This window comes from Streptomyces sp. DSM 120436 (assembly GCF_055778765.1).
On record NZ_JBSKBS010000001.1, the window covers coordinates 4,598,454 to 4,617,746 of the forward strand.

The following is a 19,293-nucleotide window of genomic DNA, read 5'->3' on the forward strand; positions in this document are numbered from 1 at the left end:
CACCGGCACCCCGCGCACCGCGTCCGCCGCCGCGCCCGTCACAGCAGCCCCCCGACGTCGGCACGAACCGGGCGGCCGGCACGTCCGGCGTGGCCGGCGTGGCCGGCGAGCCGTGCGCGATCACGTCGGGGGAGAGGGCGTGGAGCGCGAGCGCCACCAACGCGCCGGCGCGACCGGCCGGTTCACGCGCGAACGCGCACACCGCCGGCCCGAACCCCCGCGTCAGCACGATCACCGGCAGGCGAGCCCGGAACATCACCCGCCGGGGACCGTCGCGTACCGCAGCCGCCGCCCCGACCCGGTCCGACCGCCGTCGAATCCCGGCTCCGGACGCGGATCGGCGACCGCCGTCCTCGCCCCGGCGACAGCACCGCCAGAACGGCCGCCGGTCACCGCCGTGCCCCCACCGCCGCGCGACGCCTCATGCACCGCTCCCTCACGCCGACGCATGCCCGGCGGGCGTGACCGCGCCGCGTGGGCCGGAGCGGTGCCGGCTGCTCCGGTCATGGACGCGAGCCCACCGGGCCGGACGGCCGGCGTCCGGCCGGTCCCGATGACCGGACGCGTCCCGACGTCACGTCAGCTCCTCCACCGGCACCACCACATCCGCCCGGTCCCGTGTCGCCGCCACCAGCTCCGCGTTGCGTTCGTCGGAGCGTTCCACCCAGGCGACCGCCTCCTCGTGCGACTTGCCGAACCGCTCGTGACGGGCGATCAGCCGTCCCACCCGCCGCTCCTCGTCCGCCGCGCAGAACCACACCTCGTCCAGCAGCGGACGCACCCGCGCCCACGCCCCGGTGCCGAGCAGCAGGTAGTTGCCCTCCGTGACCACCAGGCGCGCGGCCGGCGGCACCGGGACCGCCCCGGCCAGCGGCTGCTCCAGCTCCCGTTCAAAACAAGGGGCGTACACCACCTCGCCGGCCTCGTCGTTCTCGTCGGCCTCGCGCAACCGCCGCAGCAGGGCCGCGTACCCGGCCGCGTCGAAGGTGTCGGGGGCGCCCTTGCGGTCCCGGCGGCCCAGCCGCTCCAGCTCCGCGTCGGCGAGGTGGAAGCCGTCCATGGGGACGTACGCCGCCCACGGCTCACCGGAGCCGTTCAACTCGCCGACCAGGCGCTGCGCGAGCGTGGACTTGCCCGCGCCGGGACTGCCGGCGATGCCGAGGATCGCGCGCCGCCCGCCCCGGGGGAGGGCGCGGGCGCGGCGGAGGAGGTCGTCGAAGGTCAGCGCCACACAGCAGAGTGTGTCACCCGGGACGCCGGGCCCCGCCACCCGTGTGGCCCGCGCCACTCACTGTTCCGCGCCGTACGGGGAACGGTGACGGGTATGACGGATCTGGGTCTGCCCGAAGACATCGAGGCGTGCCTCTTCGACCTCGACGGCGTCGTCACCAGGACGGCCGTGGTGCACGCCGCCGCGTGGAAGGAGATGTTCGACGCCTTCCTGCGCGAGTGGGACGGCGTGGGGTTCGCCCCCTTCACCGCCGCCGATTACGACGCCTACGTGGACGGCAGACCGCGCGCCGACGGTGTGCGCACCTTCCTCGCCTCCCGGGGCGTCCGGCTGCCCGAGGGCGACCCCGGCGACCCGCCGGCCGCCGCCACCGTGCACGGGCTGGGCAACCGCAAGAACGAGCTGCTGCTCGCGAGGATCCGCACCCACGGAGTGGAGCCCTACGCCAGCACCCTGACCTATCTGCGCGCCGTCCGCGCGCGGGGCCTGCGCACCGCGGTCGTCTCCTCCAGCGCCAACTGCCTGGACGTGCTGCGCTCCGTCGACGCCGAGCACCTCTTCGACGTGCGGATCGACGGGGTGGTCGCCGCCGAGCGGGGCCTGCCGGGGAAGCCGGCGCCCGACACCTTCCTCGCCGCCGCCCGCGACCTGGGCGTCGAGCCCGCGCGGGCCGCGGTGTTCGAGGACGCGCTGGCCGGCATGGACGCCGGACGTGCCGGACGGTTCGGCCTCGTCGTCGGCGTGGACCGCGTCGGGCAGGCCGCCGCCCTGTACGCGCACGGCGCCGACCGGGTCGTCACCGACCTGTCCGAGCTCGGGGGTGAGGCGTGACCCGCCCCGGCCGCTGGTACGACATCGACCCCTGGACCGTGCGCGAACGCGGCCTGGACCTGGAGCGGCTGCCGCAGAGCGAGTCGGTGTTCGCGCTGTCCAACGGCCACATCGGCTGGCGCGGCAACCTCGACGAGGGCGAACCCCACGGCATGCCCGGCTCCTACCTCAACGGCGTCCACGAACTGCACCCCCTGCCCTACGCCGAGGCCGGCTACGGCTACCCCGAGTCCGGACAGACGGTCATCGACGTCACCAACGGCAAGGTGATCCGGCTCCTCGTCGACGACGAGCCGTTCGACCTGCGCTACGGCCGGCTCGTCCACCACGAACGCACCCTCGACCTGCGCCGCGGCGTCCTGACCCGGGTCTGCGAGTGGACCTCGCCCGCCGGTTCCACCGTCCGGGTGCGCTCCACCCGGCTGGTGTCCCTCACCCAGCGGGCCGTCGCCGCCGTCGCCTACGAGGTGGAGCCCGTCGACAGCCGCACCCGGGTGGTGGTGCAGTCCGAACTCGTCGCCAACGAGTCCCTGCCCGGCCCGGACGGCGACCCGCGCGCCGCCCGCGTGCTGCGGTCCCCGCTGGAGCACGAGGAGGACTTCGCCAAGGGCGGCCGGCTGCGGCTGGTGCACCGCACCCGGCACAGCGGCCTGCGGGTCGCCGTGGCCGCCGACCACGTCGTCGACGGTCCCGAACGGACCACCACCGACTGCGAGAGCGACATCGACATGGCCCGGCTGACGGTCACCTCCGTCCTGGAGCCGGGACAGCGGCTGCGGGTGGAGAAGTTCGTCGCCCACGGCTGGTCCGGCGTCCGCTCCCGGCCCGCGATGAGCGACCAGGTGGAGGCGGCGCTGGCGGCCGCCGCGCACAGCGGCTGGCAGGGCCTCCGCGACGAACAGCGCGACTACCTCGACGCGTTCTGGAACCGCGCCGACGTGGAGGTCGACGGCGACGAGGAGATCCAGCAGGCCGTGCGCTTCGCCCTGTTCCACGTGCTGCAGGCGGGCGCCCGCGCCGAGCGGCGCGCGATACCCGCCAAGGGCCTCACCGGCTCCGGCTACGACGGGCACGCCTTCTGGGACACCGAGGTGTTCGTGCTGCCGCTGCTGATCTGCACGGTGCCGCAGGCCGCCGCCGAGGCGCTGCGCTGGCGGCAGAACACCCTGCCCGTCGCCCGGGAGCGCGCCGCCCAGCTCGGCCTGCGCGGCGCCGCGTTCCCCTGGCGCACCATCGAGGGACCGGAGGGCTCCGCGTACTGGCCGGCCGGCACCGCCGCCTTCCACGTCAACGCGGGCATCGCCGACGCCGTCGTGCGCTACGTCCAGGCCACCGGCGACGAGCACTTCGAACGCGACACGGGCGTGGAGCTGCTGGTGGAGACCGCCCGGCTGTGGCGCTCCCTGGGCCACCACGACGACCGGGGCGTCTTCCACATCGACGGGGTCACCGGACCGGACGAGTACAGCGCCGTCGCCGACGACAACACGTACACCAACCTCATGGCCCGCGCGAACCTGCTGGCCGCGGCCGACGTGTGCAAGCGCCACCCCGACCGGGCGGCCGAGCTGGACGTCGACGAGGAGGAGAGCGCGAGCTGGCGGGACGCCGCCGAGGCGGTCCACCTGCCGTACAACGACGAACTCGGCGTGCACGAGCAGCACGCGGGCTTCACCCGTCACCAGCGGTGGGACTTCGCCGGCACCCGCGCCGACCAGTACCCGCTGATGCTGAACTTCCCGTACTTCGACCTCTACCGCAAACAGGTGATCAAACAGGCCGACCTGGTGCTCGCGATGCACACCCGCGCCGACTGGTTCGAGGAGCGTCACGACGAGGAGCAGATCGCCCGCAACTTCGCCTACTACGAGCCGCTGACCGTCCGCGACTCCTCTCTGTCCGCCTGCGTCCAGGCCGTGCTGGCCGCCCGCACCGGACACCTGGACCTGGCGTACGAGTACACCGCCGAGGCCGCGCTGATGGACCTCGCGGACCTGGAGCACAACACGCGCGACGGACTCCACATCGCCTGTATGGCCGGGGCGTGGACCGCGCTGGTCGCCGGGTTCGGCGGCATGCGCTGGGACGACGACGGCCTCCGCTTCACGCCCCGGCTGCCGCCCGGACTGCGCCGGCTCGCCTTCACCCTGGGCCACCGCGACCGGTGCCTGCGCGTGGAGATCACCGCCGACCGCGCCACGTACCGCCTGCGCTCCGGACCGCCGCTGACCCTCCGTCACCACGGCAGGGAGCTGACCGTGGGGGTGGACGCCCCCGCCGAGGGCCCGGTCCCGGTGCCCGCCCCGAGACGGTCGCCCGAACAGCCCCCGCACCGCCGGCCCCGTCCGCGGTGACCGGGGCGCTCAGGCGGTCCTCGGCCGTTCTCCGCCTGCGCCGCCGACCGGTCCGGGTTAGCTTTGGCCATGATTTCCCTCCCTCCGTCCTCCTCACGTTCCTCACGGCACGGGGCCTTTGCGGCCCGAGGGAGACGGCACCCAGGACCGGCGGCAGCGAAGGACGGACGATGACCCACGGCGCCGGAGCCCCGCCGACCGTGACCCGGCGGAACGAGGAGCGGTCACGGCCGGCCGGACCGTGGACCGCCCACGACGCACGGCCGCTCGCGGTGCTCGCCGCCGTCTTCACCCTGGCCCAACTCGTCCTCGTACGACCGACGCTGGGCCTCGGGTGGGACGAGATCGTCTACACCAGCCAGGTCACCGCCCACCATCCGGCCGCCTTCTTCAGCGCCCCCCGTTCCCGGGGCGTCTCCCTGCTGGTCGCGCCCGTCGCGTCCTGGTCCGACTCCACCGTGCTGCTGCGGACCTACCTCGCGCTGCTCTCCGGACTCGGGCTGTACCTCGCCCTGCGCGCCTGGCGCGGCCTGTTCCCCACCCGCGTCCTGGTCACCGCCGGCGCCTTCTTCGCCTTCCTGTGGGTGACCCTCTTCTACGGCCCCCAGGCCATGCCCAACTACTGGGTGGCCGTCGGCGCGCTCGTCGCCGTCGGGTCGTTCCTGCGCCACCGCCGGGACCCGTCGTCCAGGGGCGCCCTGTGGGCCGTCGTGGCGGGCGCCGCGCTGATGGCGTGGATGCGGCCCACCGACGCCGTCTACGTCGCGATCCCGCTGCTCGTCCTCGCGGCGGCGGGCCGCGGCCCGCGCCTCCTGGCGGCGCTCGTCGGCGGCCTGCTGGCCGGCGGGGTGCCGTGGGTGATCGAGGCGTACGCGTCGTTCGGCGGCCTCGGCGAGCGGCTGGCCGAGGCCTCCCGCATCCAGGGCGGACTCGGTCTGCACATGGCCGTCGACGACCAACTCCGCAGCCTCGGCGGACGCACCCTGTGCCGCCCCTGCACCGGATCGATGCCCCACCCGGTGATCACCCTGTGGTGGTTCGTGCTGCCGCTGCTCGCCGTGCTCGGCCTCGTCGTCGCCGTGCGCGCCCGTCGCGCCCTGCGCACCGCGGTGCCGCTGGCCTGCGCCGCCACCGCCGCGCTGCCGTACCTGTTCACCATCGAGTACGCGGCGCCGCGCTTCCTCCAGCCCGCCTACGCGCTGCTCGCCCTGCCCGTCGCCGACGCCCTGTGGTACCTGGTCACGGCGGTGCGCGGACGCTGGCGGCCGGCCGTCCGGGCGGTGGTCGCGCTGGGGCTCGCGGGCCACCTGGTGGTGCAGCTGACCGTGCTGGTGCACACGGTGAACCGCTCCGCCGCCGGCCGCGAGGAGTGGGCCCGCACCGCGGAGGGACTGCACCGGCTCGGCGTCAGCCCGCCCTGTCTGATCACCGGCCACGAGTCCATCCCCATCGGCTACTACACGGGCTGCTCCTCCGGCGCGACGGCCGGGAACAACGAGAACATGACGGCCGCGGACATCCGGCGCACCGCCGAGCGCGTCCCGGTCGCGGAGATCACCCGTGTCGGCAGCAGGCCCCACGCCTACGCGCGGACCTGGCCCGTCCACCGGATCGAGGACTACGACATCCGCGTCGCGCCGGGTCCGGACGCGCCACGGGAGTGAGATCCACCGGTTTCCCGCAGGTGAGGCGGCTCACGGGGTTAGGGACCGGCTGACGGGAAACGCGGATCTGACATCCGAGACGGCACGAGCCGACGCAGCGCGACAGGGAGGACGCCATGGGCTCCGAACCGATGGGGGACGACGTCTACCAGCCCACCGGGACCAACGAGCAGCAGGAGGACGGCGCCCCGCTCGACATGCAGGACGCCCTCGACGAGCGGGACTACGACGACATGCTCGACGAGGGCTACTCGCCGCCGGAGAAGACGATGGGCGTCGACAAGCACGGCGTCACGGCCGCCGAGCAGCACGACGGGGAGACCCTGGACGAACGGCTGGCCCAGGAGGTGCCGGACACCTCCGCGCCGGCCGGCGACGGCGTGGGCGACCTGCCGGGCGGCGAGGGCGAACCGGTCGACCCGGAGGCGGGCGCCGAGCGCGCGGGACGCCTGGTCGCGCCGGACGAGGGCGCGCACCCCGATACGACCAAGGAGTCCGTCGCCGACGACGTCGGCATCGACGGCGGCGCGGCGGGCGCGGAGGAGGCCGCCATGCACGTCGTGGAGGACGAGACCGAGCTGCCCGAGGACCGTTAGGCGGGGACGGGGACCCCGCACCGCCGGACGACGCCGTCGGGCCCGGTGCGCAGCGCGCGCACCGGGCCCGACGGCGTCCCGCTGCCGAGGAAGCGGGGAGAAGGCGACGGGGTGACTTACGGAAGGATCTTCTCCATCGCGGAGGGACCCTCCTCGGCCAGCTTCCGCCTGGCCCACTCGAGGTTCTGCGGGGTGAGGTCCTTGCCGCTGGCGAGAACCAGGTCCTCCGGCGACACCTCGCTGCCGGTGCGGGTGTGGAGCAGGCTGTCCGGGGTGACGCGGTCCTCGCTCTGCCGGGACGCGTCGGGCTGGGACGTCGACATCTTCGGGCTCCTCGGGTCCGGATCACTGGTACGGCCCGGCGCCGGGCGCCGGGTCCCGTATCCAGCCTTCACCGCGGAGGCCCGCCGTGCATCCGGAGCGCCGTGACGCCCGCCGTGGAGCGCCCGCGGCGGCCCTTGGGTGCGGAGCCTCCCCGTGCATGCCGGGGTACCGTGCCGGGCCCCGGGGAAACCTCCCCCGCTCACTCGAAGGGCGTGAGCGTCAGCCGCAGGGCGGTCGGAGCCGTGTCCTGGATGTACGAGGCGAAGTCCGCCACGTCGTCGAAGGCGAAGCCGTACGCCCGGCCGTCCTCGGTGACCGTGTGCATGACCTTGGAGTAGTGGTTGGTCAGCTCGGTCAGGTAGAACTCCGCCGGGTCGGTGATCGGCTGCTCGGGGTGGCTGAGCAGCGTCGAGCGGTTGAAACCCGCGCCCAGGACCGCGGCGACCGGGCCCGTGGTGCCGTCGTTCGGTGCGGCCAGGGCGCCGTCGCAGAACAGCACGTCACGGGTGGACGGTTTGTCGAAAGCGACCCGGGCGGGCCCGTCGAAGGTGAACCGGCCCCCGCGCACCCGGCCGGTGAAGGTGCCGGCGTTGGTGGTGACCCTCAGGTCCCGGCCGGTGTAGGTGCTCCACACCTCGTCGATGTACGGGGCGAGGTAGTCCTCGGCGAACAGCCCCGCGTCCAGGCCGTGACCGGGCGCGATGATCCGGGTGTCGTCCACCACCAGCCGCGAGAACGCCTCCGTCTCCCTGACGGCGGCGAACGCGGCCGCGCGGCCCCCGGGGCGGACCGTGCCGGTGGTCTGCTCCCCGGCGCCGGTGAGCCGGATGCTCAACGGCACGCTGAACATGTCGACCATGGTCGTGTTGCAGAACAGCCCGGCGGAGTTGTACGTGAACTCGGCGCAGTCGTGCAGCACGCCGTAGTTGGGGTCCGAGGAGACCCACCCGGCCGGGTACTGCAACGCGGGCGCGCCGTTGCCGTCCGCGACGGCCTTGAACCTCAGCTTCTCGCCGAGCGCGACGTAGATGCGGCCGGACATGTGCGGCAGTGACAGCGTTGTCTCGTTGCCGGACAGGCTGATGGCGTAGTCGGTGAAGCCGTCCGGGCCGTTGTCGGCGAGATCGATCGGGGCGAGGGTGCCGTCGGGGGTGAGCCGGACCTGGCGGCCGTCGGCGTTGCCCACGACGTACAGGTGCACCGAGGCGTTGTCGAAGGAGCCGCTGTCGTTGACGATCGTCAGCGGCAGCGAGGCGGCCGTCTTCGTGCCGGACCGGCGCTCACCGGACTGGCCGGCGAGGGCGTGGGGGGCGATCACCGCGGCGGCGGGCAGGGCCACGGCGGCCCCGCCGAGGGTGAGGAGGAGCCTGCGACGGCCGAGGGTGCGCTGGTGCCGAGGAGTCATGTGGGGGATCTCCGGAATGCTCGTGCGGATTGCGGTGGGGCGCACCGGCCGACCGGCCCGGGAGGCATGTGAGAGCGCTCTCAGGTCGTGCGTCGGGACCAGCACGCGGCACTGATGCTAGGGACCGGGACCGGGTCCGCCAACGGGTCCGACTTGTCCCCAACCCTCGCTGACCTGCGCCTTCTTGAAAGGGCGACACAGCGCGCACGATCGCTTAACCGGTCCTTAAGGATCGTTTAAGCGGGTCCCGACGGGCCGGGCACGCAGCGCACCGGCCGCACTCCGCTCGGTGCCGGCGACGGGGCCGCTCCGCGCTCGCCGTACCGTCCGGTGCTCAGTGCGTGCCGCTGTGCAGCAGCGTCTCCGCGGTGGCGAGGATCCGCGTGACGGTGAAGGCGAACGCCGCGTCGCACGGATGGGGCGTACCGGAGCCGGCCGCGGCGATCAGCGCGTCGGCGGCCCGGCGGAGCGCCGGTACGGCGTCCTGCCCGGCCTCCGGCAGCACGGTCACCCCGGACTCGCCCCGCAGCTCCACCATGGCGCCCGCGGCGGCCGGGGGAGCGGTCAGACTCAGGGTCGTGCTGCTCGACGCGCCGCCCGCGTGGTCGAGGACGAGGTGCACCGTGTCCCCGGGCCCGTACGCCGCCGCCGTCACCCGGCGCGGCTCACCCAGCACCGGCAGCAGCACGGACAGGGCGTGCGGACCGACGTCCCACAGCGCGCCCTTCTCCCGACGCCAGGGCGAGGCGGCGAAGGGGTCGTCCCCGGAGGTGAACACCGCGCCGAGCCACTGCGCCCGCCCGGTGAACCAGCCGCCGACGCGCCCCTGTTCCTCGATCCACGCCTGTGGCTCCGGCTGGAAACGGGTGGTGAAGAAGACCACGGAGGCCACCCCCGCCGCCTCGACGGCCTCCACCACCGCACGTCCCTGCGCCACCGTCGGCGCGAGCGGCTTGTCCAGCAGCAGATGGCGTCCCGCCCGCGCGGCCCGCACCGCCAGCTCCGCCTGCACGTCCGGGGGCAGTGCCACGGCGACCGCGTCCACGTCGGCGAGCAGCGCGTCGACGTCCTCGTACGCCCGGACGCCGTGCACCGTGGCCAGCTCACCGGCGGCCTCGGGCCGGCGGCCCCACACGCCCGTGAAGTCCAGGTCCGGGTGGCCGCTCAGCGCGGGGGCGTGCGCCGCCCGCGCCCAGGGTCCGGTGCCGAGCAGTCCGATCCGCATGCCGCCGCCTCTCCCCGGGGGCGCCGTCCGCCGCCGGGCCGATCTCCGCGCCGCGCCCCGCCGGCGCGCGCCAGACCTGCACGATGATCCCCGCCGGAACGCCGTGTCAACCGCCGGCCGCCTCGCCCGGCGGCCGCGGTCTCAGCCCTCGCGCGCGTTGATGTCGGGCGGGTGAGCCGCGTTCGTGGCCGGGTCGGCACCCTCGGCCCTCGCACGCGTTGGTCGTCGACCGTCCACGGGGTGCCGAAACGGTCCGCGCGCCTGCCGAGGACGTCGCCCCGCATCCACCGCTCCAGCGGCACCGGCACCCGGCCGCCGTCGGGCGGCTTGTCCCGGTGGCCGTGCGGCGTGCCCTCCTCCCCGCCGCTGAGGCTGACGGCGAAGTCGTCGCCGGAGGAGTGCTCCATGCCCGGCGGCATGTCCGAACCCATGGCCGTGGAGCCGTCGGTGGTGGTGAGCGTGCCGTGCATGAGCGTGTCGGCGTGCCCCTCCCGGCGCCGCCGGCCTCACCGAAGGGGTGCGGGCTCGCCTCCCCGCCGAAGACCTTCCTGCAGTACCCCCATCGCCTGCCGGGCGTTCCCGTCGACGTCGGGGTGCGGATGGAGGAGCGGGACCGTCGGAGCCTCCCGGAACGGGGCAGCGCGGTGCCGGAGGTGGAGGAGAGCGCGGAGACGGGGACGCCGGCCACGGCGAAGCGGTGTGAAGGGCCGGCCGATCCAGTGACCGCCCCGATGAATCCGTTCGGATTTCCGCGTTGGATTTCCGGGCACGGGGCGACGAGGCTGGTACGCGCATCCACGACCGCCAGCACGACAGCCGGAAGGGGCTTCTCGCACATGCACACGCGTCGTATCGGTGAGGTCGAGGTCTCCGCGATCGGACTGGGCGGGATGCCCATGTCGATCGAGGGGCGACCCGACGAGTCCCGTTCCCTGGCCACCCTGCACGCCGCCCTGGACGCGGGCGTCACCCTGATCGACACCGCGGACGCCTATCACCGGGACGCCGGGGAGGTGGGGCACAACGAGAGTCTGATCGCCAAGGCGCTCGCCTCCCACGAGCGGGGCGGCGACGTCCTGGTCGCCACCAAGGGCGGGCACCTGCGCCCCGGCGACGGCAGCTGGACCCTCGACGGCAGCCCGGAGCACCTCAAGCGGGCCTGCGAGGCGTCCCTGCGCCGGCTGGGCGTGGAGGCGATCGGCCTCTATCAGTTCCACCGGCCCGACCCCCGCGTCCCGTACGCCGAGTCCGTCGGCGCCCTCCGCGACCTGCTCGACGAGGGGAAGATCCGCATGGCCGGCATCTCCAACGCCGGCCCCGAGCAGATCCGGGAGGCCCGGGAGATCCTCGGCGGGCGTCTCGTCTCCGTGCAGAACCAGTTCTCGCCCGCCTTCCGCTCCAGCGAGCCGGAGCTGGAACTGTGCGACGCGCTCGGTGTCGCCTTCCTGCCCTGGAGTCCCTTCGGCGGCATCGCCAAGGCCGGTGAACTGGGCTCCACCTACGCGCCGTTCGCGCGTGTCGCGCAGGCGCACGGGGTGAGCGCCCACCAGGTGTGCCTGGCCTGGATGCTCGCCAGATCGCCGGTCGTCGTGCCGATCCCGGGCGCCAGCCGTCCGGAGTCGGTCCGGGACTCCGTGCGCGCCGCCGACCTCGTGCTGAGCGCCGAGGAGATCGCCGAACTCGACGCGGCCTGAGCAGCCGTTCACGCGCCCGGCGCCCCCGACGGGCGCGGGGCGCGGGCCGTCCCGGGGGCGGCTCCGCGCCGGCCCGCCGGTTCCCAGGGAGGGCCACCGCCCATGGCATCGCCGCAGGCGGGACCGCTCGACCACCGCTGCCGGGGCGAGCATCCGGTGCGCACCCTCGGCTGCCTGCTCCGCGCGGACCGCGGCCGGCTCGCCGCGGCCGTCGTCGTCTTCACCGTCCAGCGCAGCCCCGTCCGGCTGCTGCCGCTGATCACCGCGTCCGTCATCGACACCGTCGTCCAGCGCCGGCCGGTCTCCCGGCTGTGGACCAGCACCGGCGTCATCGTGGTCAACCTGCCGGTCGACTGTCCGCTGCCCGTGCTGTACGTCCGCCTGCCGTACGGGTGGCGTCCGCTGCGACGCGGTGGCGCGTACACGGCGCTGCACGGCGGTCAGGTGGCCTGAAAAGCCGTCAGGCGGCTCGAACGGTCACTCATCCCCATGGTCCGGTCGCAGAGCGAATATTTTCGGTCAATATCGATCAGTGGGGCGCGGGAAGTGCGTGCTTTCGTCGTTGTGGGGCATACGCAGCGAAAAACACGAGAGGGGCGCTACGTGCTCGTACCGGATCCGAAGGCCGTCAGGCGGCTGCTGACGCGGTATGCGACGCTGCGGATCGCGCAGGCGGAACGGCAGAACCCGGCGGTGACCAGGGAACTGGAGGACGTCACCCGCAGGCTCTGCGCGATGATGGGCACGGCCGGCGTCCACGACGCCATCGCGCGCGCCGACGACCTGCTCGCCCGGGCCCGGACCGACCTCTGCCGGTCACCCCGGACGGACGGGCAGAGCGGTCTGCCGCTGGCCGTCTGAGCCCGGGGGACGGCCGCCCGCCGGGACGCCGGCGGCGCGCCCGCCCTCGAACGACCTGCGATAGGCGTACGGGGTCGTGCCCACCACCTTGCGGAACCGCTCGCGGAACGCGGTGGGGGACCCGAACCCCGCCTGCCGGCCGATCCGGTCGACCGTGTGGTCGCTGTTCTCCAGCAGGTACTGGGCGCGCCGCACCCGGGCCCGCAGCAGCCACTGCAGCGGAGTGGTGCCGGTCTGCTCGCGGAAGCGGCGGCTGAAGGTGCGCTCGCTCATCCCGGCCCGCGCCGCCATCGCCGCGAGCGTCACCTCGCGCGCGAGGTTGTCCTCGATCCACTCCAGCAGCGGCTCCAGGTCCGAGCCGCGCGGCACGGGCGGGTGCTCGTGCACGATGAACTGGGCCTGCCCGCCCTCCCGTTCCAGCGGCATCACCGACATCCGCGCCGCGTTCGCCGCCACCGCGGAACCGAAGTCCCGGCGGATCATGTGCAGGGACATGTCCAGCGCGGCGGCGGCTCCGGCCGAGGTGAGGATCCGCCCGTTGTCCACGTAGAGCACGTCCGGCTCCACCCCCACCCGCGGATACGCCCGCGCGAACTCCTCGGCGGCCACCCAGTGCGTGGTGGCGCGCAGCCCGTCCAGCAGCCCCGCCTCCGCGAGCACGAAGGCGCCCACGCACACCGACGCGATCCTGGTGCCCGCCGCGGCCGTCTCCCGCAGCGCCGCGAGCACCTCGGGGGAGGGCGGCGGGGAGCCCGGGGCGCGCCCCGGGACGATCACCGTGTCGGCGTCGGCCAGCGCCTCGAGCCCGCGGTCCACGCGCAGTGCGAAGCCGCCGTCCGCGGCCACCTCCGGCCGCTCGGCGCACAGCCGGACGCGGTACGGATACCGCCCGTCGGGCAGCCGCGTGAAGTCGAACACCTGCAGGGGGGCCGCCATGTCGAACGGCACCACACCGTCCAGAACGAGGATCGCCACGGAGTGCATGAACGCCACCCTAGACAGGTTCCCGCCACGGGTCCTCACCCGTGCCGGTGCGATGCGTACCTGGTCGGAGACGTTGGCGGGAACCCGTGGGGAACTGTCGATCCAGCCGCTGTCCGGCCGCCGCGACGGACCCTAGCGTGAGCCCGGCATCCCACCGCCCATGTCGAGGAAGAGTCCCGGTGACCAAGCTGCTCCTGTCCCTCCATGTCCTGGCCGCCATCATCGCCGTCGGTCCGGTGACCGTCGCCGCCAGCATGTTCCCGCCGGCCGTGCGCCGTGCCGCCCCGGCGGACGGGTCCGATCCCGGCGCGGGGACGGCCGGGACCGTGCGGCTGCTGCACCGCATCTGCCGCGTCTACGCGGGCTTCGGCGTGCTCGTGCCGGTGCTGGGCCTCGCCACCGCCCTCGCGATGGGCGTCCTGGGCGACGCCTGGCTCGTCGCCTCGGTCCTCCTGACCGCGGTCGCCGCCGGTACGCTCATCGCCCTCGTGCTCCCCCGCCAGGACGAACTCGTCGCGCAGGTGACCGAGCGCAGGCCCGTGGAACGGCGCAGCACCGTACAACTCGCCATGTTCACCGGCGTGTTCAACCTGCTCTGGGCGACCGTCACCGTCCTGATGATCGTCCGGCCCGGTTCCACGACGGGCGCCTGACGTCCGGAACGCCCACGTCACCCCCGGTGGCCGCCTACACTCGGCAGTCGCGGTCCCGCACCGGGACCGCCGAGCAGAAAGGCACGTTGTCGGGTGTTCCGAGATTCCCCCATCTACGACCGACTCATCGCGGAGTGCGGCGACGTGCCCGCACAGGTCCGCCGCGAGGCGGAACGCGTGCACCGGGAGCTGGAGTCGGTCATGCGGCCCCTGCAGTCGCCCGGCTACGGCTCCGGCCCCGACCGGCCGCCGGCCCAGGGCAACGGCTGGCACCGCGCCGCCCTGCTGCCCGGGCCCCGGCCGCACTGACCCGCGCCCGCTCCGCCCCCGCCCGGCGCGGCGGCGGGAAGCTCACCGCGCCGTGGTGATCGTCCCGTCCAGCTCCGCGGGCTCCTCGGGCACGGGACGGGACAGCCACTCCGCGATGGTCCGCGCGATCGGCTGTTCCGTCTCCACCTCGACGAACCCGAACTGCCCCGACTGGTTGCACTCGAGGAACCACCAGGTCCCGTCCGCGTCCTCGGCGAAGTCGAAGGCCCCGTACGCCAGGTGCGCCCGGTGCATGTAGCCGAGCACGGCGGCCGCGGTGCGCGGCGGGACCTCCGCGGGCTCCCACGGCGGTCCGGGCGCGGCGAACCGCACGTCCACCACCTCCGGGTCGGCGTCCGGCGCCGTCGCCTTGCGCGCCGCCAGCAGCACGTCGCCCACCACGGTGAGCCGGATGTCGGCCCGCTTGGCGATCCGCCGCTGCAGCAGCGTCGGCCCGTAGGCCACCGTCGAGAAGTCCGCGTCCGGCGGCACCCTGCTGGTCGGCACGGCCCGCGGCGGGTCCTGCGGATGCGCCCCGGACACGGGTTTGACCACCAGGTCCGGGAAGCGCTCCGCGAACTCCCGCGCCGCGCGCGGGAACGTCGTGATCACCGTCGCCGGCACGGGCAGTCCGCAGCGCTGGGCCAGGCGCAGCTGCCACGGCTTGTGGCGGGCCTGCCGCGCGGCGTCCGGGTGATTCATCCAGCGCGCGTCGCAGCCGCGCAGCATGCCGTAGAGCGCCTGCGACGCCTCCTCGGTCAGCCACGCGGACGGCTGCGGCGCGCGCTCGGCCGGGGTGCCGGGCCGGCGTACCCACACCGACCGCAGCCCGCCGATGCTCACCAGCCGTCCGCCGGCGGACAGATGGCCGCGGAACCGGCCGTGGACGTACTCGCCGGACAACGAGACGCCCCCGGTGAGATCGGCGGGGTCGAGGCGGACCACCGGCACCCCTGCGCCGTTCAGATGGACCACCACCATGTCGGCGGTCACATCCTCCTCGCAGGTGAGGATCAGCACGGTCATGGTCTACGGTCCGCGTTCAGTCGTCGAAGTGGGTCTTGGAGCCCGCGGTGGACGTCGTCGTCCCCACCTCGCGCAACAGGGCGTGGTCGCAGGCCGCGATCCGCCCGTCACCGAGGACGTTCAACTGCAGTCCGGAGTCATACACATACGGAGTGGCAACGGCCAACTCCACCGCCGGACGGGCGTAGTTGAGCGCGAACGGTTGCATCGTCTCTCCCTCGTCGGTGCTGCGCCGATCAGGCAACGGCCTTCTGTGCGCCGCCGCTTGGTCCGCCGACTAGCGTTGGCTTCCAGAGACTTATACGAATCGAACGGGTGGTTGGTTTCCTTACGGAGCGTAATCATCGGCGAGTTGTCGGCCCGACCGCCTTCCGGGTACTCCGGGCACCCCCGCGCCGAGGGAGCCACGCATGGTGCGCAGAGCGAGCAGAAGGACGCCGATGTCGTCCAGGTACACCGGATCGGGCAACAGATCGGCCGGCAGCACCAGATAGAGCACCGCGCCCCAGAACACCCAGCGGGGCCCGGTGGGCAGCCCCGCCCGCCGCAACTCCCGCCGCGTGCGGACCAGACGGACCAGCACGGCCACGGCGCCGGCCAGCATCACGGCCGCGAGGACCGCGACGCCCCACACCACGGTGGTCGTGTCCAAGCGCACTGCCCTCCTCCCGGTGAGCCGCGTGCCGCGGCCTCGCACCGCGACACAGTCCTCAAGGAAACGGATTCCCGCTCCGGGCCCCGGTAAGGCGGCGGGGACCGGCCATGCCGCGCACGCGACCGTTGCCCCGTGAACACCACCCGAAACACGGAATCGCCGCAGGTCATCCCTGCGGCTCAACCAAGTGGCAGCACGCGGTGGGGGAGCCTAGTAATGGTCATCAGTCTTCCCGTGGAGTCGATCATGACCACTTTCTCGTCATCCTCCTCCAACGAATCCGGCATACCCGTCGACCCGCCCGCGGTTCCGCCCGCCGGCGCGACGGGCACCGCGACCGGCACGCACCGGACCGAGCCGGCCTGGGCACGCACCCGGACGGCGGAGCACCCGGTTCCGGCCGACCCGGGGTACGCGGCGGACCCGACGGCGGACACCGCACGCCCGCATGATCCGTCCGGGGCGGACCGCCCGGCCCCTCGGGCCGACGCGCACCACTCCCGCGATCCCGTGCACGGCAACCACCCACGCGATCCGGTCGAACGGCGCCGCGGACCCGTCGGCGCGGGAAGGCCGCGTGACCCGGTGGCGACGGTCGATCCGGTGGATCCGGTGGACAACCCCACCCCGAGGGAGCCGGGAGAGCCGCGCGAACCCCGTGACGCACGCGACGCGCACGACGCGCGGATGCCCGCCGGTCCGCCGGTCGAGGCGGCGGGCGCGACCGGGCGGCCCTACGCCGACCCGGTCACCGACCTGGTGCACGCCGCCGTGTCCGACCGCCCCCTCGAAGAGGTCGTCGACCTCATCACCGCGCTCGAACGGTCGCCCGAACACACCCGTGCCGTCGTCGACGCGCTGCGCGCCGCCGGTGTCGACCGGTCCGTGGAGGACGTCACCCGGCTGGTCGCCCTGCTGACCCGCCCTCCCCGCGACGCCGCCGGCGCGGACGAGACCATCCGCGCGGCCGCCGCCCACCGCTCGGTGGAGGACGTCGCTCTCCTCGTCGCACTCCTGCACAACGAGCCCCTCGCGCCGCACTGCCGTAAGGAGGCCCTGCGCGCCGCCGCCACCGGCCGCTCCGTCGACGAACTGGTCGAACTGATCGACCGTCTGGCCGCCCACCGGCCCCCCGAGCACCTCGTCCGGGCGGCCGCGGCCGAGGCGCGGCCCGCGCGGGAGAGGGAAGGACCGGAAGAGGAGCGGCAGCAGGGCCCCCGCCCCGAGGCCGAGCGCGCCGCGGCCCCCCGCGGGGGCGCCTTGCGCGCCGGGCGCCCCCGCCCCGCCGCCCGCCGGACGCCGCGTCCGGCCCGCCGCCCCGGCGCCGCCGCCCGCGCGTTCCGGCCCGTCGCCCGGCCGGCGATCTGGACGAGCTGGCTGGCGGCCGTGGCCCTCGCCGTCTGCGCGGTGACCCACTTCCCGCTGCAACGTGACGGCGTGTCACTCGACGTGCACGTCCTCGCCGTCGGCCTGTCGGTGCTGTGCACGGTGCTGGCGCTGATCCTCGTCGTGCGCCCCGCGGTGGCCGCGCTCGCCTCGGGGATCGTGGCGGCATCCCTGCTCGCCGCCGCCCATGCCTACGGAGGCTCGTTCTCCGAGGCGGCCCTGCCGAGGGCGGTCGGCCTCGCCCTCGCGCCGGCCTGGCTCGCCACGTCGGCCGCCATCACGGCGGCACTGGTGGCCCTGGTGGCCCTGGTGGTCCGCGTGGCGGCTCCGGCCCCGGGCACCCGCTGGTCCCCGTGGCCCCCCGCCGAACCCCACCACGCCACGGACTGACTCCCGCAGCCGTCGCGGGCGGTGGAGGGGGGCCGTGTCAGCCCCGCCCCCGTCCACCGCCCCCGCTGTGGCCGGCTGCGGACACGCCGCACCCCGCCGAACCTGTTCCGGCACGCCCTCTCGGTCACGGCGGCCGGCTCACCGGTTGTCCGAAGGCTCCGGCTCCGGTGCCGCGTCCGTGTCCTCCTGGGGGGAGCGGGCACGCCGGGACCCGCCCGCCTTCAGGCGCTCCAGCGTGCGGGTCAGGTGCTGGAACGGGGCCGGGGTCCGGGGGCCGGGCGGCTGGGCCGGGGAAGGGGCGGCGATGCCCGCCTCCCGGTACGCGGCCAGCGCCTCGTGGGCGCGCTCGGCGGCCTCGCGGTACAGGTCGCGGGACTTCGTCATGGCGTCCAGCGCCTCGGCGTACATCGCCACCAGCGCCCGCTCCCGCTCGAGCTCCTCGGCGAGGGTGAGCAGGTGCCACTCCTCCCGCAGGGCGGTCAGCGCCCGGGCGGCCTGCTCCGGCAGCTCCCTCGGCAGCGCGTCGTAGCGGACCACCGCGTCGACCAGGTCCGCCGGTTCCGTGCCGTCGAGGAAGACCGCGCGCACGGCGAAGGCGTCCGGCTCGTACCCCTCGGGGGCCGGGCGGCCGGGCAGCACCGCCGCGCCGCCCCGGGGGACCTCCACGCCGAACTCCCGCAGCGCCCAGTTCGTCACCCGCGCCTGCTGCGGGGTGGCCCGGTGCTCGACGACCCGGTGCCGCAGTCCGGGCGGCAGCCAGTGCGCGAGCGGCACGTGGCCGCGCTCGTCCGGGGTCATCGCCTCGTGCACCACCACGTGGATGTACCAGGGGTCGCGTGCGCAGTCCCGCAGTCGGCGCCGTACGTCCTTGTCGTCCTCCGGGAGCGGATTGATCTCCCCGGGGCGCAGTCCGGACGCGGGGTCGTGGTTCCAGCCGGCGTCGGGCTCGGAGGGCCAGAACAGGGTGACCGGGGACGGCCAGGAGCGGTCCCAGGGCTGCTCCGCCTCCGCGACCAGGAGCCAGTCCCGCTCGGGCCCCTTCCCCCTGGCGGGGGCGAGGGTGAGCCGGGCGCGGACCGTGACCCCGTCACCGACCCGTGTCCGGGACTCGAACACCAGGTCGGGCTTGGTGTCCTCCGCCGGGAGTTCCAGGAAGTCGTCGATGCGCCCGGCGTCCTTCAGGGCGGAGAGGCTGCGCCGGAGCGTCTCGTCGGCCCGCCCCCCGACGTGGCGGCCGCGGGTCGCCCAGACGGTGGGAGGGACGGTGGGGCGGGCTGTGGCAGAGATCGGCATGGGTCCAGTCGTCAGCGGGGGCACGTGCTGCCCTCAGTATCGTCGCCCGCGCCGGACGACGGGACGCCGGGTTGCGCCGTACGGCTGTCCGGCCCGCGGGCGGCCCGCCCGGACGGGCGGCATCCCGGCCGTGTCCGGCGTGACGCGCGCGGGGTGTGTGCGGCGCGCACCCGGTGACGCCCCCTCACCCGTGGCCCCCTCTGGTCTCCGGCCGCCACCGTGGCCGCGCGGGCGGGGCCGGCCCGCCCTCCGCATGGGAGCCGGCTCCGCCCGCACACGCGCGGGCGCCTGCTCGGGAAACGCCCGCGCGGGCCGCGCGTGCCGCCCCGGCCGGAGGCGAGAAGCGCGGACCCTATCAGCGCCCGGACGGCCGTGTCGCATATTCCCCGGGAAATCGCCAAAGCCCTCACCA

At 74.7% G+C, this 19,293-nt stretch carries 18 protein-coding genes and 1 pseudogene; 10 read left to right on the forward strand and 9 right to left on the reverse strand.

Annotated features, from left to right (window positions below; genetic code table 11):
- Positions 1-574: 574 nt before the first annotated feature.
- Positions 575-1,231 (reverse strand): nucleoside/nucleotide kinase family protein, encoded by a 657-nt coding sequence (locus tag ACWH4W_RS20420; protein WP_473077147.1) that lies wholly within the window; start codon positions 1,229-1,231, stop codon positions 575-577.
- 93 nt (positions 1,232-1,324) lie between these two features.
- Here ACWH4W_RS20420 and ACWH4W_RS20425 point away from each other — a divergent pair, with 93 nt between their 5' ends.
- The 4 genes from ACWH4W_RS20425 (at position 1,325) to ACWH4W_RS20440 (ending at position 6,676) form a co-directional block, all read left to right on the forward strand.
- Positions 1,325-2,062 (forward strand): HAD family hydrolase, encoded by a 738-nt coding sequence (locus ACWH4W_RS20425; protein ID WP_473077148.1) that lies wholly within the window; start codon positions 1,325-1,327, stop codon positions 2,060-2,062.
- Positions 2,059-4,416 carry a glycoside hydrolase family 65 protein gene (locus ACWH4W_RS20430; protein WP_473077149.1) on the forward strand — a complete coding sequence of 786 codons (2,358 nt, stop codon included), beginning with the start codon at positions 2,059-2,061 and terminating at the stop codon, positions 4,414-4,416. The genes ACWH4W_RS20425 and ACWH4W_RS20430 overlap by 4 nt, the downstream gene beginning before the upstream one ends.
- A gap of 170 nt (positions 4,417-4,586) precedes the next feature.
- Positions 4,587-6,080: a hypothetical protein gene (locus ACWH4W_RS20435; protein ID WP_473077150.1), complete on the forward strand. Its 1,494-nt coding sequence runs from the start codon at positions 4,587-4,589 to the stop codon at positions 6,078-6,080.
- Positions 6,081-6,196: 116 nt separating this feature from the next.
- A complete protein-coding gene (locus tag ACWH4W_RS20440) occupies positions 6,197-6,676 on the forward strand; it encodes a DUF5709 domain-containing protein (RefSeq protein WP_473077151.1) in 480 nt (159 codons plus the stop codon).
- 116 nt (positions 6,677-6,792) lie between these two features.
- Here the strand turns inward: ACWH4W_RS20440 and ACWH4W_RS20445 are convergent, their stop codons facing one another.
- The 3 genes from ACWH4W_RS20445 to ACWH4W_RS20455 all read right to left on the reverse strand — a co-directional run bounded on the left by ACWH4W_RS20445 (position 6,793) and on the right by ACWH4W_RS20455 (position 9,630).
- Entirely contained in the window at positions 6,793-6,999 is a 207-nt protein-coding gene (locus ACWH4W_RS20445; RefSeq protein ID WP_473077152.1) for a hypothetical protein, read from the reverse strand.
- Positions 7,000-7,199: 200 nt separating this feature from the next.
- Positions 7,200-8,405: a glycoside hydrolase family 64 protein gene (locus tag ACWH4W_RS20450; RefSeq protein WP_473077153.1), complete on the reverse strand. Its 1,206-nt coding sequence runs from the start codon at positions 8,403-8,405 to the stop codon at positions 7,200-7,202.
- Between the two features lie 334 nt (positions 8,406-8,739).
- Entirely contained in the window at positions 8,740-9,630 is an 891-nt protein-coding gene (locus ACWH4W_RS20455; protein WP_473077154.1) for a Gfo/Idh/MocA family protein, read from the reverse strand.
- 836 nt (positions 9,631-10,466) lie between these two features.
- Here ACWH4W_RS20455 and ACWH4W_RS20460 point away from each other — a divergent pair.
- From ACWH4W_RS20460 to ACWH4W_RS20470, 3 genes and pseudogenes are all read left to right on the forward strand, one after another.
- Positions 10,467-11,324 carry an aldo/keto reductase gene (locus ACWH4W_RS20460; protein WP_473077155.1) on the forward strand — a complete coding sequence of 286 codons (858 nt, stop codon included), beginning with the start codon at positions 10,467-10,469 and terminating at the stop codon, positions 11,322-11,324.
- A 102-nt stretch (positions 11,325-11,426) separates the two neighbouring features.
- A pseudogene (locus ACWH4W_RS20465) lies at positions 11,427-11,717 on the forward strand (ABC transporter ATP-binding protein); the annotation flags it as partial.
- Positions 11,718-11,927: 210 nt separating this feature from the next.
- Positions 11,928-12,185 (forward strand): DUF5133 domain-containing protein, encoded by a 258-nt coding sequence (locus ACWH4W_RS20470; RefSeq protein WP_473077156.1) that lies wholly within the window; start codon positions 11,928-11,930, stop codon positions 12,183-12,185.
- On the opposite strand, the gene ACWH4W_RS20475 is transcribed toward ACWH4W_RS20470, so the two are convergent.
- Positions 12,141-13,169, reverse strand: a complete 1,029-nt coding sequence (locus ACWH4W_RS20475; RefSeq protein WP_473077157.1) for a GlxA family transcriptional regulator — start codon at positions 13,167-13,169, stop codon at positions 12,141-12,143. The genes ACWH4W_RS20470 and ACWH4W_RS20475 overlap by 45 nt on opposite strands.
- Positions 13,170-13,348: 179 nt before the next feature.
- On the opposite strand from ACWH4W_RS20475, the gene ACWH4W_RS20480 reads away from it, so the two are divergent.
- Both ACWH4W_RS20480 and ACWH4W_RS20485 read left to right on the forward strand, forming a co-directional pair.
- On the forward strand, positions 13,349-13,822 hold the full coding sequence (locus ACWH4W_RS20480; RefSeq protein WP_473077158.1) for a hypothetical protein: 474 nt from the start codon (positions 13,349-13,351) through the stop codon (positions 13,820-13,822).
- 93 nt (positions 13,823-13,915) lie between these two features.
- A complete protein-coding gene (locus ACWH4W_RS20485; protein ID WP_473077159.1) occupies positions 13,916-14,131 on the forward strand; it encodes a hypothetical protein in 216 nt (71 codons plus the stop codon).
- 42 nt (positions 14,132-14,173) lie between these two features.
- Here the strand turns inward: ACWH4W_RS20485 and tgmB are convergent, their stop codons facing one another.
- From tgmB to ACWH4W_RS20500, 3 genes are all read right to left on the reverse strand, one after another.
- On the reverse strand, positions 14,174-15,157 hold the full coding sequence (gene tgmB / locus ACWH4W_RS20490) for an ATP-grasp ribosomal peptide maturase (RefSeq protein ID WP_473077160.1): 984 nt from the start codon (positions 15,155-15,157) through the stop codon (positions 14,174-14,176).
- A 16-nt stretch (positions 15,158-15,173) separates the two neighbouring features.
- Positions 15,174-15,365 carry a putative ATP-grasp-modified RiPP gene (tgmA, locus tag ACWH4W_RS20495; RefSeq protein WP_473077161.1) on the reverse strand — a complete coding sequence of 64 codons (192 nt, stop codon included), beginning with the start codon at positions 15,363-15,365 and terminating at the stop codon, positions 15,174-15,176.
- A gap of 120 nt (positions 15,366-15,485) precedes the next feature.
- A complete protein-coding gene (locus ACWH4W_RS20500) occupies positions 15,486-15,809 on the reverse strand; it encodes a YkvA family protein (protein ID WP_473077162.1) in 324 nt (107 codons plus the stop codon).
- 249 nt (positions 15,810-16,058) lie between these two features.
- On the opposite strand from ACWH4W_RS20500, the gene ACWH4W_RS20505 reads away from it, so the two are divergent.
- Positions 16,059-17,588: a hypothetical protein gene (locus tag ACWH4W_RS20505; RefSeq protein ID WP_473077163.1), complete on the forward strand. Its 1,530-nt coding sequence runs from the start codon at positions 16,059-16,061 to the stop codon at positions 17,586-17,588.
- Positions 17,589-17,726: 138 nt separating this feature from the next.
- Here ACWH4W_RS20505 and ACWH4W_RS20510 read toward each other — a convergent pair whose 3' ends face one another.
- The gene (locus ACWH4W_RS20510; RefSeq protein WP_473077164.1) at positions 17,727-18,881 is read right to left on the reverse strand and encodes a hypothetical protein; all 1,155 of its coding nucleotides are present in this window, start codon (positions 18,879-18,881) and stop codon (positions 17,727-17,729) included.
- Positions 18,882-19,293 lie beyond the last annotated feature (412 nt).